The following is a 12,072-nucleotide window of genomic DNA, read 5'->3' on the forward strand; positions in this document are numbered from 1 at the left end:
GGACGGGATAGGAAGTTTAGTGCGTGGAGGGGGATAATTTGCCCCCTATCATGACGCCAATATCACTACCTGAACTCATGAAATGGCCTATAACGAAGAACTGCACCATGCCGCTAGGCGCTTATATTTAATGTGCCGAACACCGGATGAAATAGCCGATGAGTTGAGTGTGCCTCGACGCACTATTTACTCATGGGTTTCTAAGTTCAATTGGGCTGAGCAACTGCAGGAGTTTGGTCTATTAGAAAGTATTGATCGCCGTATTCAGTCACTGCTGACCGTAAATGATAAAAATAGCCTGCAGATGAAAGAGCTGGAGCTGTTGATTGACCGGCATATTAAATTGCTGGCAGCGCGTATAAAAATACAAGAAGCTAAAGAGAGCAACGCGCCAAATGCATTAGCACAGCCACCTCATGAACCCCGCGAACGCTCGAAAAAGAAAGGCCGCACCCATAAGAATGATGTGAGTCATTTAACCGAGGCTGATTTTCAAAAAGGGCTAGACATGCTCTATCCCTTTCAGCGTTATGTGGTGGATAACCGTCATCAACGTATTCGCAATATCCTTAAATCACGCCAAATAGGGATGACGTTTACCCTGGCGTTTGAAGCCCTTATGGATGCCACGCTATCAGGCGATCCCTGTATATTCTTATCAGCCAGCCGTGCTCAAGCGGAAGTGTTTAAAACCTATATCGTGAAGTTAGCGTGGCAACTGTTTGAGATTGAGCTAAAAGGCAATCCGATAGAGCTGCACACCGCCAAAGGCAAGTCGGTCTTGCGCTTTTTAGGCACCAACTCGAATACCGCACATTCATACTCTGGGCATCTTTATACGGATGAATACTTTTGGATCCGCTCGTTTGAAAAGATTAAGAAAGTGTCGAGCGGTATTGCCACCCATAAACATTGGCGGTTGACGTACTTTTCAACCCCGTCCAGCGAAGAACATGAGGCCTATGGTTTTTGGACCGGTGATGATTGGAAAGGCACAGATCCCAAACGAAAACACATCGCGTTTCCAAGCATCGAGGATTATCGCGATGGTGGCCGATTATGCCCTGATGGGCAGTGGCGCTATGTCATTACGATTGAAGATGCGGTGGCGCAAGGGTTTGATTTAGTCGATATAGACACGCTTAAAAATGAGCGTAGCGAGTTGGAATACCAAAACCTGTTTATGTGCGTCTTTGTGAGCTCAAAAGATGCCATTTTTGAGTTTAAAAAAGTCATGCGCTGTATGACGGACAGCACCTTATGGCCAGATTTTAATGCGGCAGCATCTAGACCCTTTGCCGATAAAGAGGTGTGGGTAGGGTATGACCCAAGTCGCACGAACGATCCCGCATCACTGGTGGTGGTCGCGCCGCCAACCACACCGAAAAAGCCGTTTAGATTATTGAAGCGCACCCGATTAAAAGGCATGAGCTACAAATACCAGGCTGCAGAGATCATTAAACTCTGCAGTGTGTATAACGTGCGTTATATCGGCATTGATACTACCGGCCTTGGCAGTGCGGTGTATGAAATTGTGTATGACAAATTCCCAACCATTACCCATGCCATTCATTACAACGTGGAAACGAAAAATGCCCTGGTATTTAAGATGGTCGATTTGGTCGATGAGAAGCGTATTTTTTGGGATGCAGACTACAAGGATATTTCGCTGTCGTTTCTGGCCATTCGTCGCATTGTGACGCGCAGTGGTGGCAGCGTCACTTTTGCTGCGAACCGCACTAAAGATACAGGCCATGCCGATGATTTCTTTGCACTGGCACACGCCTGTATCAATGAACCCCTTAATAACGAAACTGAGCGAAAGAGCGAATGGAAAATTTACTAATGAAAAATGATAGCAACGTCATGGCGCTTAGCTTTGGTGAGCCCGAATTACTGTTAAAAGATACCTGGCTAACAGATATGGCCGGTGTGACCATCAATGATGAATTTGGTTTTTATGAGCCGCCGATTGATCGGCAGCTGCTGTACCGCGCCGCTAATACCAATGCGTATTTAGGTGCGGTTCTTAATGGGCGCCGTAATATGGTGCTTAATGCCATTAAGACCACGGGGATATTGAATCGCTTTACGCTTGGCGCAGCGATTTACAATTATTTCCTATTTGGTGATATGGCGTTATTAAAAATCCGCAATAATGCCAGGCAAGTGGTGAGCGTTTGTCCGCTATCGACGCATTATTTACGCATTGATCCTGATGGTGGTTATCAATACCTGCAGCAATCAGTGGACGGTGATATTTTCACTAAAAAGTACCGCGCTGAAGACGTGCTCTTTTTGCCGCAATACGACCCCGCACAGCAAGTCTATGGCATGGTGGATTGGATAGGCGGCTTACAATCGGCGATGCTCAACACGGATGCAACCATGTTTAAGCGCCGGTACTACAAGAACGGCGCACACATGGGCTATATCCTTTATACCTCAGATCCAAAGCTGAGTGATCCGGACAAACAATCCATTGAAGATGCACTATCTCGAAGTAAAGGCGCGGGCAACTTTAGGAACATGTTTATCAATATCCCTGATGGAAAAGAAAAGGGCATTCAGGTTATCCCTATTGGAGATTTTTCCAGTAAGGACCAGTTTGCCAGTGCTAAGAATATTTCAGCGCAAGACATCCTCACGGCCAATCGTTTTCCGGCAGGTATGGCAGGCATTATCCCACAAGGCACCGCATCACTTGGTGACCCGATTAAGACCAATGAGGTTTATCAGCAAAATGAAGTCCTGCCCAAGGCACTAGAAATTGTTGAGTTCATTAACCAAGACGTGGAGTTAGTCAAGATTGCTAAGCTCAGTATTATGGGGACTGAAATAAAAGAGAAAGCAACATTAGGATAATCAAAACCAATTAATTGTTGAATTTGAGATAAAGCTAACATTATTGGTAGTTATATAGAGCTACAAAATTCGTCATCAAATTTTATAGCCTAAGGGAACACTGGATATGCTGTTAGATATGGCTGGTATGGTAAGTAGAAAAATAATCAATCTAGTTAAAAGCATTGTTTTGTGGGGGAAAGATACCCTATGGAAGCAATGCGTGATCTATACTTGCAATACTTTACTTGCTTTGAGTTTATTGTCGGGTGGCATGTCGTTATGGACTTATTATTACGAGCACCATACAGATGTGAGCATAAAAGAACATCAACATTTTATTAGTAAAAATAAACTTTTACTACTTAAAGATGTATTAGAACTCTGTATTGATTCAATATCGACGAACCATAAGTATCAAGAAAGATATTGCACCAATGCTCTTCAACACTTCGAACAGCAATATGATAGTTCTGACCCCTATATAAAGGAACAAGTCAACCTATTGGTATATGAGGAAATGGTCATTAATGTTAATCATGATATACGGTATTTAGGAGATGTTTCTTTAGTTAAAAATATATCAATATACAAAGCGGTGCCAGAGCACCTATTCGCTATAGCAATCCTAATTATATTGTTAATACTTACATTTTGCTTTTTATTGTGGCCGTTTTTATTTTTCTGGAAACTAAAAATAAAAGAACAAGTTAATGTCGAGTGACGTTAAATTTAGGTGGTGAATATGGTGCAATAATACTGCCTATTACAATGAAAGATTTAATTGCCGAATAAGCTTCTTTTGTTGTGCGGGTTCCATTCGTTGCACCATATCGATGAGCAGGTCGTTTGTTTGCTGCAGGCTTGGGTTCAAGGTTTTCTCATATGACCAGGATGCTACAAACGAGTGACTACACTTTGGGTTGGTGCAAATGCAGTAAAATTTGGCGTAGCCAGGCATTGCATCCTTTGTGCTTTGAATGATTGATTTACTGCCGCATACATTACAGGTTATACGCATTCACTGTCCTTTCTAAAAGAATTCAAACTCATGATCATCTTCATCTAGCTGATGTTCGAACCACAACTGACCCTCTCTGAGCCACCAAACTTTACCCCTGTCAGTCAATATTCCTGAGCCGTTGGCGATTTGGTCTAATGTATGGGGATCTGTTACCCCGTTAGAGGCTAATTCTCTAAAGTTATCCTCTGAAATTTGATGTCTCGGACGGCTTGAAATGGCGCCTGTACAGTTATTCCTACAAGTCCAAGGTAGAGCAGAAGCGACAGGCAAAGGCGACAAGCCCGAATGCTGTGGTTGCTTCCACCTTGGCATTTTTTTCTTAAGTTCTTTCTTGCTCATGCGCTCATTTTCTGGCATTTGACGTGCATCAAAAAAGAACAAAGCTCGACGTTTCTTAAGGGCTTGGTAAGCGTCTTTCTCAGTGTCGGAGGCACCTCGTAATGTCCATTTTTCTCCGCGCGTGATGATGTTTCGATGTTGCCCGAACGCTATCCCGTCAAGCCCTTGCACCCGCTTGACCACTTCGCCGTACTCATTACCACATTCGGTAATGTCATAGCTCAGCGTTAGCTTTGCGGTTTTCATTGCAGCTTCAAAGCCTTTCCAATCCGATGCGCAAGCAGCAGATTTAGCGGCTTCTATTTCAGGAGATTGTGGACCAACCTTGATACGTCTTAACTCGCGCCACACTTGTACGGATTCAGTGCCATAGAATTGAAATTGACGTAGGTGATATCGGCTGGCCCACGCTCTCGCAAATTTTGCGCCCTCAGAAACCTCAACGTTGGCTTCTAAATCCAATTCACCTTGCATGAACTCACCTTCAATGTTTTTTGACAGGTACTTAATGACGTAACCCACAGCACCTCGCTTATCGATAGGCTTTATGTCTAACCGTTTTTCCTTTGCGCCTTTTTCATGGCCATCAACTTGGAAAGCATATCTGGTCACCAATTTTTGAAGGTTTCCTCATGCTCAGGCTGAATAAACGTGCACATGTGCCAGTGTGGCGTTCCGTCCTTATGAGGCTCAGCGACACGAATGCCAGGAATGTTAATCCCTCGGTAATCCAAAGCCGAACGGAGTTTGGCGAACTGTTTGACCAGGTATTCTTGCGCGACTTTATAATTGGTCATGTTCCACTTGTATGAGTTAGCGTGGTATTTGCTTGGACAGGTAATGGTGATCATAAAACCAATCATTCCGGCGTCCTTAGCCATTTCCTCAACACCACGGCGACGAACAACGAGTTCGACTAAACGATTTGATGGGTTGGCATTACCCGCCATAGCGGCCTCGACCAATGGCAAGACCACACCTTCATCATTTTCAATCATGGTGTCTTCTAGCCACTTCATGGCACTTTTTTGTTGCTGAATAAATTCTTGAAGTGTTTCCTCGCTGACGTATGGGCGCGAGTCAGATACCAATCCCGCTGCAACGTTCATGTGTTCACAGCACAAGTCACGCATTCTGTTTAATTGTTTTCCCCACCATTTGGGACAGGTCATGCGCAGAAGTCCGCATTCAGCAGCAGCTAAAACATGGTCTCGTTTTACTGCGGCTAAGTAAGGCGGAATGATGTCCCATTGTTCACACAGTGTGGCTGCTGCAAAGTAGGCGGTGAAGCGTCTATCTTCCCCCGTCTTTTCCTTCGCCTCTAATGCAACTTGCATGACGTTGTAAGCAATTCTATTTGCCACAGCCGTCATACGTTTACTTTTGCGCTGGCGTAGCAGTTCATAACCTAAAAATGGGGGGTGAATGTCTTGCTCTACTTCGTCGTTATAGTGCTTATCATCGCGGTCAATACCCATAATGATGCTGACAAATGACACGTCACTTGCAGGCATAAGCTTTCGTGGCGCCTTAAACCTGATGGCGGGTTTAATTTCTTCTTCGTCGTTTTCATCACCACCAACAGGTTGCAGATATGGCAGTTTGTAGAACGGATAACTTTTCCACACGAGTAGCATTTGTTGCAGTCTTTTACTGACTAAAAGGAGGGCGTTATCGCGCCCCTCTCTTTTTTCATCTGTGTAAAAATCTTTCATGAGGCTATTGCGGATACGATGAGGCAACGGCGCGATAAGCTCTCTAATCATAGGGAGCTCAATGGCTCTTTTAGGGCGGTTGAAAATCGACTCGTACAGTGCTTCTATGTCTACTGGCGGCGAGGGGTTAACGGCTTCGTCTTCCCATAAATCGACCGCCCAAAGATTAGGCTTTAATCCTGTCCTGACGGGTAGATTATCAGGCATAGGGGAAGGCAAGTTATTTAACCTGTAGGGCTTTTTAGGGCGAGAAGTTAATACCTGAGCATTAATCATGTGCGTGAATTAATGCTCAGGTGAACAAGGAGACTAAGCAGGTTCAACGTGCTGCCTTCACTTTCTCAATGGTTCTGCGAATGCCTTTGGCGAGATTGATCAACCCTTTACCGTGCGCTTGATAGTAAAGACAATCAAGCGCGCCGCGCTCAGCAGCCATGCCGAGTGCCGAGTCAGTGGAGCGTTCGACACGGTCAATGACCATTGCGTGGCGCAACATAACCTTATGGTGACGGTAGTGTTTTAGAAGATGATTAAATTCAGGGTTTTTCATTGCTACGCCTCGCCATTTTGAGGATCACTTCACGTGTTAATTGACAATCTTCAAGCGCACGATGACGTGTAGATGGGAGTTCAATACCCATTTGCTTTGCTGCATTTTCGAGTGAATGCCATTTGTATTCACCATAGGCGTTGTTCCAATCTCCCCTGAATTGGGCATAATTCAACATGGCGCAGTGCCAACGATTCGTATTATCTGAATGCTGCCGTATGCATGGGACTAATTGACATTCAACTGTGAAAGGCATGGTTATATGCAGTGTTGATAGCAATAGCCTCAAATCGAATGAAGCATTCCAAGCAACAATTTCACGCCCGAGAGTGGTCTCTAAAAGATCTATTAATACAAGATTAAATTCAGGTGCGTTTTCAACCATGTCATTAGTGATCCCGTGTATAGCAATAACTTCATCAGGGATTGGTGTAGTGGGCTTAACTAGGGTGTTCATAATGATGTTGCCAGTGGCTAACTCAATAGCGGCAACCTCGACAACCTCACAGCCCCATTCAAGACCTGTCGTTTCTGTATCAAGAATGATGGCGTTTGAGGATATCCATTTTTTGGCTATTTCAGCGGCATAGATGCTTTCGACATTACTTTCACAGGTAGTCATGACGGCTCTCCAACTCGTGGGCTGTTAATGACATAAGGAGCCTGAACTGCCTCTCTCAATTTCTTTATTAAGGCGTGTTCTTTTTCAGTTGCCGCCAATAACTTAACGCTGACGCATGACGGGCAGGCGACTAAACACGTTTCATCCAATGCTTCGCACCCGTACCAGCCTTCTTTACCAGCTAAATCGATAATTTCATTAGTACTGCATCGCTTCTTAGCTAAAATAACGAGTTCCGATCCACACTTAGAGCAGCTGATGACGAAAGCCACATACGCTTTAATTTTTGATACTTCGATTGGGACGAGTTTCATGATTGCTGCTCCTTGCGGCCAGCCAGTAATTTATTGGCTTTATTTATGATGGTTTGCAGTGCTTCCTTACGAGAAGGTTGGCCGTTTTTGTCTGCGCGGTTTTTATCTCTTCGCTTTAGTTCTTCAAGTGCGCTTGTTGCGGCGAGCAGCGCTCCTTGTGGATCAAGCCTTAATTCACACTCAAGTATGCCTTTGCAATCGTTAACTGGGCCGTTAACAAGATGGGAAATAAAATAGGAAATCCTTTTATTGTTCATGATACTTCTCCGGTTAATTCTGAAACGCTGATACCAAGGCTTCTAGCTTCTTTGATGAGTGCTATTTTTTGGCGGCATGCCAATTGATGACGGCTAGCATCCGTTGGCTTATCTCTATACTCGGCTTTTGGCCGTGGGGGATAGTTGCTGACTGAGTTCAGAAGATTCATGCTGGTGCCCTTAGCGGAATGCGCAGTTTAGATTCGGCGTCTAACGCAAAAGCGTCAGCTCGTTCTTGATTGAACTCACCAATCTCACTTGAATCGATATACTGAGCAATGCCCCATCCGTCATGATTGTCAGGCGTGTACGTGACACAAACTTGTTTAACGGGAAAGTTAACATTCCAGCGTGGACTGGATACTGTGACAATACCGTGGGTAACTAAGAATAATTTAGCCATGGCTTAACTCCTCAGTTCGAAATGCAGCGCATCTTGCAAGCCGATTGCTTCTAGCAAATCAAGGCATAAGATACGTAACGTATTATCTTTGAGAACATCCTTAGCAACGCGGGATAGTCCGTATGCCATACCACTGTAATAATCGGAGCGGTTATTACATTTGTTTAACGATGCAGCATTACGTTGATAGACATCGGCCATTAACCGACGCATGTCTAAATGTTGTTGATTGGTTAAATCGAATTCCCACTTGATTGCAGGAATGAATGCAGAGTTGCAAGCGGGTTGTTCTACTGCTAAGATCTGATTTATCATTTTATACTTCCCTAAGTTATGAATTGATGCGCCATTTCAGCTCCAACTGAAGTGGCTTTTTTATGTCTGTTGTTTAGTGTTTATTCGAAAGCCGTTTCGGCTTATGACTGAATTGTTCACGGCTCAACATCCCCCCTCCAAAAACTTGATTAATTTCACCCAGTGCAATGATTGATAGCCTTATTTCCTCGCGTTCGTCATAACTCATTTCGTCAATAGACTTAGTGAGATACAGACTGGGTTTGAGCTTTGCACCAAACAAGATCATGGCTTTTTGTTGTTCAGTTAATCGGTCATATAAGCTGGCTACATGACTACGGCCTATCATTTCTCTAGCGGTATCAAATGGGCTTGGTGTTTCTGGTATGTCGTTTGGAATGTTTGTCATAGCGAATACTCAAGAGAAGGGGCCTTTATGTCCCACCCCGCAGCTTCTGCACATGCAAGAAACATTTGAAGACGATTGACATAACGAATTCTGCAATTTGGTGGTTTGAAGGTGGGAATTTGTCCTTTATCAGCTTGAGATTGAACAGTTGATAATGGCTGGTTTGTTATACGTGCGTATTCCTTCAATGTGATGGGAGTAACATCTGGTTGAAAAATAGTTCGTGGCCTTTGGTCGTTCTTATCTGCATTTTCTGTCATCTGAGGTATCCTTTGTAAGTTTGGCTACTTAGTTTTAAATAGGTCTAAGTGGTTTCCATCAAGTAGTGCGGATAATGCCATCGAATAATGCGGGAGTCAATAATGGATTTCAATGAAAAACTTAGAGCGATAATCAAAGAGGAGCGACTTTCCCAAAGAGAGTTTGCAGAGTTAACTGGAATTTCAACATCCTCACTTGAAAAATACCTTTCAGGGAGGCAGGAGCCAAAAACGAGTGCAACCATAAAAATTGTGAACCACGTAATGTTTGAGAAATACACTCTCTGGCTCATGACCGGAAAGACAAAGCCTGAATATGGTCAAGTTTGCCCGGCTTGTACTCAACACAAACTTGTTTAACCGGATAATGAACCGACCAGCGTGCATCGGATACTGTGACGGTTCCGTAGGTAACTCTGAATGATTTAGCCATGGCTTAACTCCTCAGTTCGAAATGCAGCGTATCTTGCAAGCCGATTGCTTCTAGCAAATCAAGGCATAAGATACGTAACGTATTATCTTTGAGAACATCCTTAGCGACGCGGGACAGGCAATATGCCATCCCACTGTAATAATCGGAGCGGTTATTACATTTACTTAACGATGCAGCGTTACGTTGATAGACATCAGCCATTAATCGCCGCATATCGAGATGCTGCTGATTGGTTAAATCGAATTCCCACTTGATTGTGGGAGTAAGTACAGGATTGCAAACGGATTGTTCTACTGCTAAGATCTGATTTATCATTTTTATTCTCCAGAATAATTAAATGGTTTGCCATTTTAGTTACCGCTAAAGTGGCTTTTTTATGTCTGTTGTTTAGTGTTTATTCGAAAGTCGTTTCGGCTTATGACTGAATTGTTCACGGCTCAACATCCCCCCTCCAAAAACTTGATTAATTTCACCCAGTGCAATGATTGATAGCCTTATTTCCTCGCGTTCGTCATAACTCATTTCGTCAATAGACTTGGTGAGATACAGACTGGGTTTGAGCTTTGCACCAAACAAGATCATGGCTTTTTGTTGTTCAGTTAATCGGTCATATAAACTGGCTACATGACTACGGCCTATCATTTCCCTAGCAGTATCAAATGGGCTTGGTGTTTCTGGTATGTCGTTTGGAATGTTTGTCATAGTGAATACTCAAGAGAAGGGGCCTTTATGTCCCACCCCGCAGCTTCTGCACATGCAAGAAACATTTGAAGACGATTGACATAACGAATTCTGCAATTTGGTGGTTTGAAGGTGGGAATTTGTCCTTTATCAGCTTGAGATTGAACAGTTGATAATGGCTGGTTTGTTATACGTGCGTATTCCTTCAATGTGATGGGAGTAACATCTGGTTGAAAAATAGTTCGTGGCCTTTGGTCGTTCTTATCTGTATCTCCTGTCATTTGCTGTATCCTTTATAGGTTTGTGTTGTTGGGTTTATATCAGTTTTAATAAGCCTGTTCCGACACATATTACGGATAGTATCCGACACATATGTCAGAGGTCAACTATGGAATTAAGTGAAAGGTTAAAAAAAATGATTCAAGGAGAGGGGTTAACTCAAGGAGAGTTTGCCTGTGAACTAGGTGTATCAAGGCGTTCAGTTGAGCGCTACGTTGCAGGTGACAGCATTCCTTCAGGTGAGTTTTATGAAAAACTTGCTAAGCATGTCACATTTAGTAAATACACCATGTGGTTACTTACTGATGACGTTCAACCTCAGTCCGGACAGATTTGCCCGGCTTTCTCAACTCAAGATACGCAAGGTTCTGTAAAGAAAAAAGCTTATTAATCAATGCTGAAGCGTTTTATCGCTGGCAGATGCAAGGGGGCTACTATGTCTATTAAGTCAGTCCCTAACGGTTATATGGTCGATGTGCGCCCGCAAGGGCGAAATGGAAAGCGCTATCGCAAGACGTTTAAAACTAAAGCGGAAGCACTTCAATATGAACGATGGGTTATTTCCACTAAAAATACTATTGAGTGGTTAGAAAAACCAAGAGATGCACGGCAACTAAGTATATTAATTGATTTGTGGTATCAGCATCATGGGCAGTACCTAAAGAGCGGCGCGGCAGATTTAAATCGGTTGAAACGAATTGATAGATATCTGCACTACCTACGAGTTTACCAGTTTACAAAGAGTCACTGGCTTGATTACCGTAATGTGCTGACATCAGAGAACGTAAGCCCAAGTACTATCAATCGCGATCAAATGCTACTTAGTAGTGTATTTACAGTGTTGATAAAAGCAGGTGATTTTTATCAAGACCACCCACTTAAAGGGTTGGCAAAAATGAAGGTTAGAGCTAAAAACATGACGTTTCTATCATTAGATGAAATACACATGTTGCTCAACAATCTATCTGGTGATGCACTAAAGATTGCTAAAGTGTGCCTTGACACTGGGGCTCGATGGAGTGAAGCCTCGAAATTAAAAGGCAGTCAACTGGTTAATTGCAAAATAATATTTGTTGATACTAAAAATGGCAAGAACCGAACGATTCCAATAACAAGTGATCTGTTCAAGGAGCTGTATACGGGGAAAAATGGCACACTGTTTAATGCGTCTTACCATCATTTTAGGGAAGTCATTAAAGGACTAGATTTTGATTTACCAAAAGGTCAAGCAGCTCACGTTTTACGGCATACTTACGCAAGCCATTTTATGATCAATGGAGGGAATATTTTAACGTTACAACAGATATTAGGACACTCTACGATAATTCAAACAATGGCCTACGCGCACCTTGCACCTGATCATCTGCAAGATGCAATCACATTCAGACCATTGACCACAATTTGACAAACTTAGTTAGTTTTCAAGAGGTTTTGTTAGGTTGGGAAATAGCTTATCTTGTTGATTTAAAAGGTAAGCTATTGAATTTTAGAACATAGAAAACCCACTGTTAAGTGGCTTTGCTTTATTCTCACTCTTTAAACCATATGAATAAAACATAGGCCATACAGCACTGCTCCTACTTCGAATACTGGAGGAGGGGTATCGAGAGCGGTCCTACTTGATGCAGTACTGCTAGTTGCAGACATC

The 12,072-nt window shown here is 43.2% G+C and carries 21 protein-coding genes; 6 read left to right on the top strand and 15 right to left on the bottom strand.

From position 1 onward, the window contains the following. The first annotated feature begins 82 nt into the window (after positions 1–82). From HWQ47_RS00800 to HWQ47_RS00810, 3 genes are all read left to right on the top strand, one after another. Positions 83–1,846, top strand: a complete 1,764-nt coding sequence (locus HWQ47_RS00800; protein ID WP_269969320.1) for a terminase large subunit domain-containing protein — start codon at positions 83–85, stop codon at positions 1,844–1,846. Continuing rightward, the gene (locus HWQ47_RS00805; protein ID WP_269969321.1) at positions 1,846–2,865 is read left to right on the top strand and encodes a phage portal protein; all 1,020 of its coding nucleotides are present in this window, start codon (positions 1,846–1,848) and stop codon (positions 2,863–2,865) included. The genes HWQ47_RS00800 and HWQ47_RS00805 overlap by 1 nt, the downstream gene beginning before the upstream one ends. A 106-nt stretch (positions 2,866–2,971) precedes the next feature. Next, positions 2,972–3,568 carry a hypothetical protein gene (locus HWQ47_RS00810; protein WP_269969322.1) on the top strand — a complete coding sequence of 199 codons (597 nt, stop codon included), beginning with the start codon at positions 2,972–2,974 and terminating at the stop codon, positions 3,566–3,568. A gap of 42 nt (positions 3,569–3,610) precedes the next feature. Here HWQ47_RS00810 and HWQ47_RS28030 read toward each other — a convergent pair whose 3' ends face one another. The 12 genes from HWQ47_RS28030 to HWQ47_RS00865 form a co-directional block, all read right to left on the bottom strand. Further along, positions 3,611–3,865, bottom strand: coding sequence for an ogr/Delta-like zinc finger family protein (locus tag HWQ47_RS28030; RefSeq protein WP_443020108.1), 255 nt, complete (start codon positions 3,863–3,865; stop codon positions 3,611–3,613). 12 nt (positions 3,866–3,877) lie between these two features. Next, positions 3,878–4,819, bottom strand: coding sequence for a hypothetical protein (locus HWQ47_RS00815; RefSeq protein WP_269969323.1), 942 nt, complete (start codon positions 4,817–4,819; stop codon positions 3,878–3,880). After that, a complete protein-coding gene (locus HWQ47_RS00820; RefSeq protein WP_269969324.1) occupies positions 4,816–6,129 on the bottom strand; it encodes a replication endonuclease in 1,314 nt (437 codons plus the stop codon). The genes HWQ47_RS00815 and HWQ47_RS00820 overlap by 4 nt, the downstream gene beginning before the upstream one ends. A gap of 112 nt (positions 6,130–6,241) precedes the next feature. Beyond that, complete coding sequence (locus HWQ47_RS00825; protein WP_269968401.1) at positions 6,242–6,472, bottom strand: hypothetical protein; 231 nt, start codon at positions 6,470–6,472, stop codon at positions 6,242–6,244. Beyond that, complete coding sequence (locus HWQ47_RS00830; protein ID WP_269968400.1) at positions 6,459–7,094, bottom strand: 3'-5' exonuclease; 636 nt, start codon at positions 7,092–7,094, stop codon at positions 6,459–6,461. Before HWQ47_RS00830 ends, HWQ47_RS00825 begins: the two co-directional genes overlap by 14 nt. Beyond that, complete coding sequence (locus HWQ47_RS00835) at positions 7,091–7,408, bottom strand: hypothetical protein (protein ID WP_269969325.1); 318 nt, start codon at positions 7,406–7,408, stop codon at positions 7,091–7,093. Before HWQ47_RS00835 ends, HWQ47_RS00830 begins: the two co-directional genes overlap by 4 nt. Further along, positions 7,405–7,665: a hypothetical protein gene (locus HWQ47_RS00840; RefSeq protein ID WP_269968398.1), complete on the bottom strand. Its 261-nt coding sequence runs from the start codon at positions 7,663–7,665 to the stop codon at positions 7,405–7,407. Before HWQ47_RS00840 ends, HWQ47_RS00835 begins: the two co-directional genes overlap by 4 nt. Then, a complete protein-coding gene (locus HWQ47_RS00845) occupies positions 7,662–7,835 on the bottom strand; it encodes a hypothetical protein (RefSeq protein ID WP_269968397.1) in 174 nt (57 codons plus the stop codon). The genes HWQ47_RS00840 and HWQ47_RS00845 overlap by 4 nt, the downstream gene beginning before the upstream one ends. Further along, positions 7,832–8,068 carry a hypothetical protein gene (locus HWQ47_RS00850; RefSeq protein WP_269968396.1) on the bottom strand — a complete coding sequence of 79 codons (237 nt, stop codon included), beginning with the start codon at positions 8,066–8,068 and terminating at the stop codon, positions 7,832–7,834. The genes HWQ47_RS00845 and HWQ47_RS00850 overlap by 4 nt, the downstream gene beginning before the upstream one ends. Positions 8,069–8,071: 3 nt before the next feature. After that, complete coding sequence (locus HWQ47_RS00855; protein ID WP_269968395.1) at positions 8,072–8,383, bottom strand: hypothetical protein; 312 nt, start codon at positions 8,381–8,383, stop codon at positions 8,072–8,074. A 73-nt stretch (positions 8,384–8,456) separates the two neighbouring features. Next, positions 8,457–8,771 carry a hypothetical protein gene (locus tag HWQ47_RS00860; RefSeq protein ID WP_269969326.1) on the bottom strand — a complete coding sequence of 105 codons (315 nt, stop codon included), beginning with the start codon at positions 8,769–8,771 and terminating at the stop codon, positions 8,457–8,459. Beyond that, positions 8,768–9,031: a hypothetical protein gene (locus HWQ47_RS00865; protein ID WP_269969327.1), complete on the bottom strand. Its 264-nt coding sequence runs from the start codon at positions 9,029–9,031 to the stop codon at positions 8,768–8,770. The genes HWQ47_RS00860 and HWQ47_RS00865 overlap by 4 nt, the downstream gene beginning before the upstream one ends. Positions 9,032–9,133: 102 nt before the next feature. On the opposite strand from HWQ47_RS00865, the gene HWQ47_RS00870 reads away from it, so the two are divergent. Beyond that, entirely contained in the window at positions 9,134–9,391 is a 258-nt protein-coding gene (locus HWQ47_RS00870) for a helix-turn-helix domain-containing protein (protein ID WP_269969328.1), read from the top strand. 76 nt (positions 9,392–9,467) lie between these two features. Here HWQ47_RS00870 and HWQ47_RS00875 read toward each other — a convergent pair whose 3' ends face one another. From HWQ47_RS00875 to HWQ47_RS00885, 3 genes are all read right to left on the bottom strand, one after another. Continuing rightward, positions 9,468–9,779: a hypothetical protein gene (locus HWQ47_RS00875; RefSeq protein ID WP_269969329.1), complete on the bottom strand. Its 312-nt coding sequence runs from the start codon at positions 9,777–9,779 to the stop codon at positions 9,468–9,470. 72 nt (positions 9,780–9,851) lie between these two features. Next, positions 9,852–10,166, bottom strand: coding sequence for a hypothetical protein (locus HWQ47_RS00880; RefSeq protein ID WP_269969326.1), 315 nt, complete (start codon positions 10,164–10,166; stop codon positions 9,852–9,854). Then, a complete protein-coding gene (locus HWQ47_RS00885; RefSeq protein WP_269969330.1) occupies positions 10,163–10,426 on the bottom strand; it encodes a hypothetical protein in 264 nt (87 codons plus the stop codon). The genes HWQ47_RS00880 and HWQ47_RS00885 overlap by 4 nt, the downstream gene beginning before the upstream one ends. A 107-nt stretch (positions 10,427–10,533) precedes the next feature. On the opposite strand from HWQ47_RS00885, the gene HWQ47_RS00890 reads away from it, so the two are divergent. Together HWQ47_RS00890 and HWQ47_RS00895 are read left to right on the top strand one after the other, a co-directional pair. Further along, positions 10,534–10,815: a helix-turn-helix domain-containing protein gene (locus HWQ47_RS00890; RefSeq protein WP_269969331.1), complete on the top strand. Its 282-nt coding sequence runs from the start codon at positions 10,534–10,536 to the stop codon at positions 10,813–10,815. Between the two features lie 45 nt (positions 10,816–10,860). Further along, a complete protein-coding gene (locus tag HWQ47_RS00895; RefSeq protein WP_269969332.1) occupies positions 10,861–11,829 on the top strand; it encodes a phage integrase in 969 nt (322 codons plus the stop codon). The last annotated feature ends 243 nt before the right edge of the window (positions 11,830–12,072 follow it).

Origin of the sequence: Shewanella sp. MTB7 (genome assembly GCF_027571385.1) — a bacterium.
In the GTDB taxonomy this organism is placed as follows: Bacteria; Pseudomonadota; Gammaproteobacteria; order Enterobacterales; family Shewanellaceae; genus Shewanella.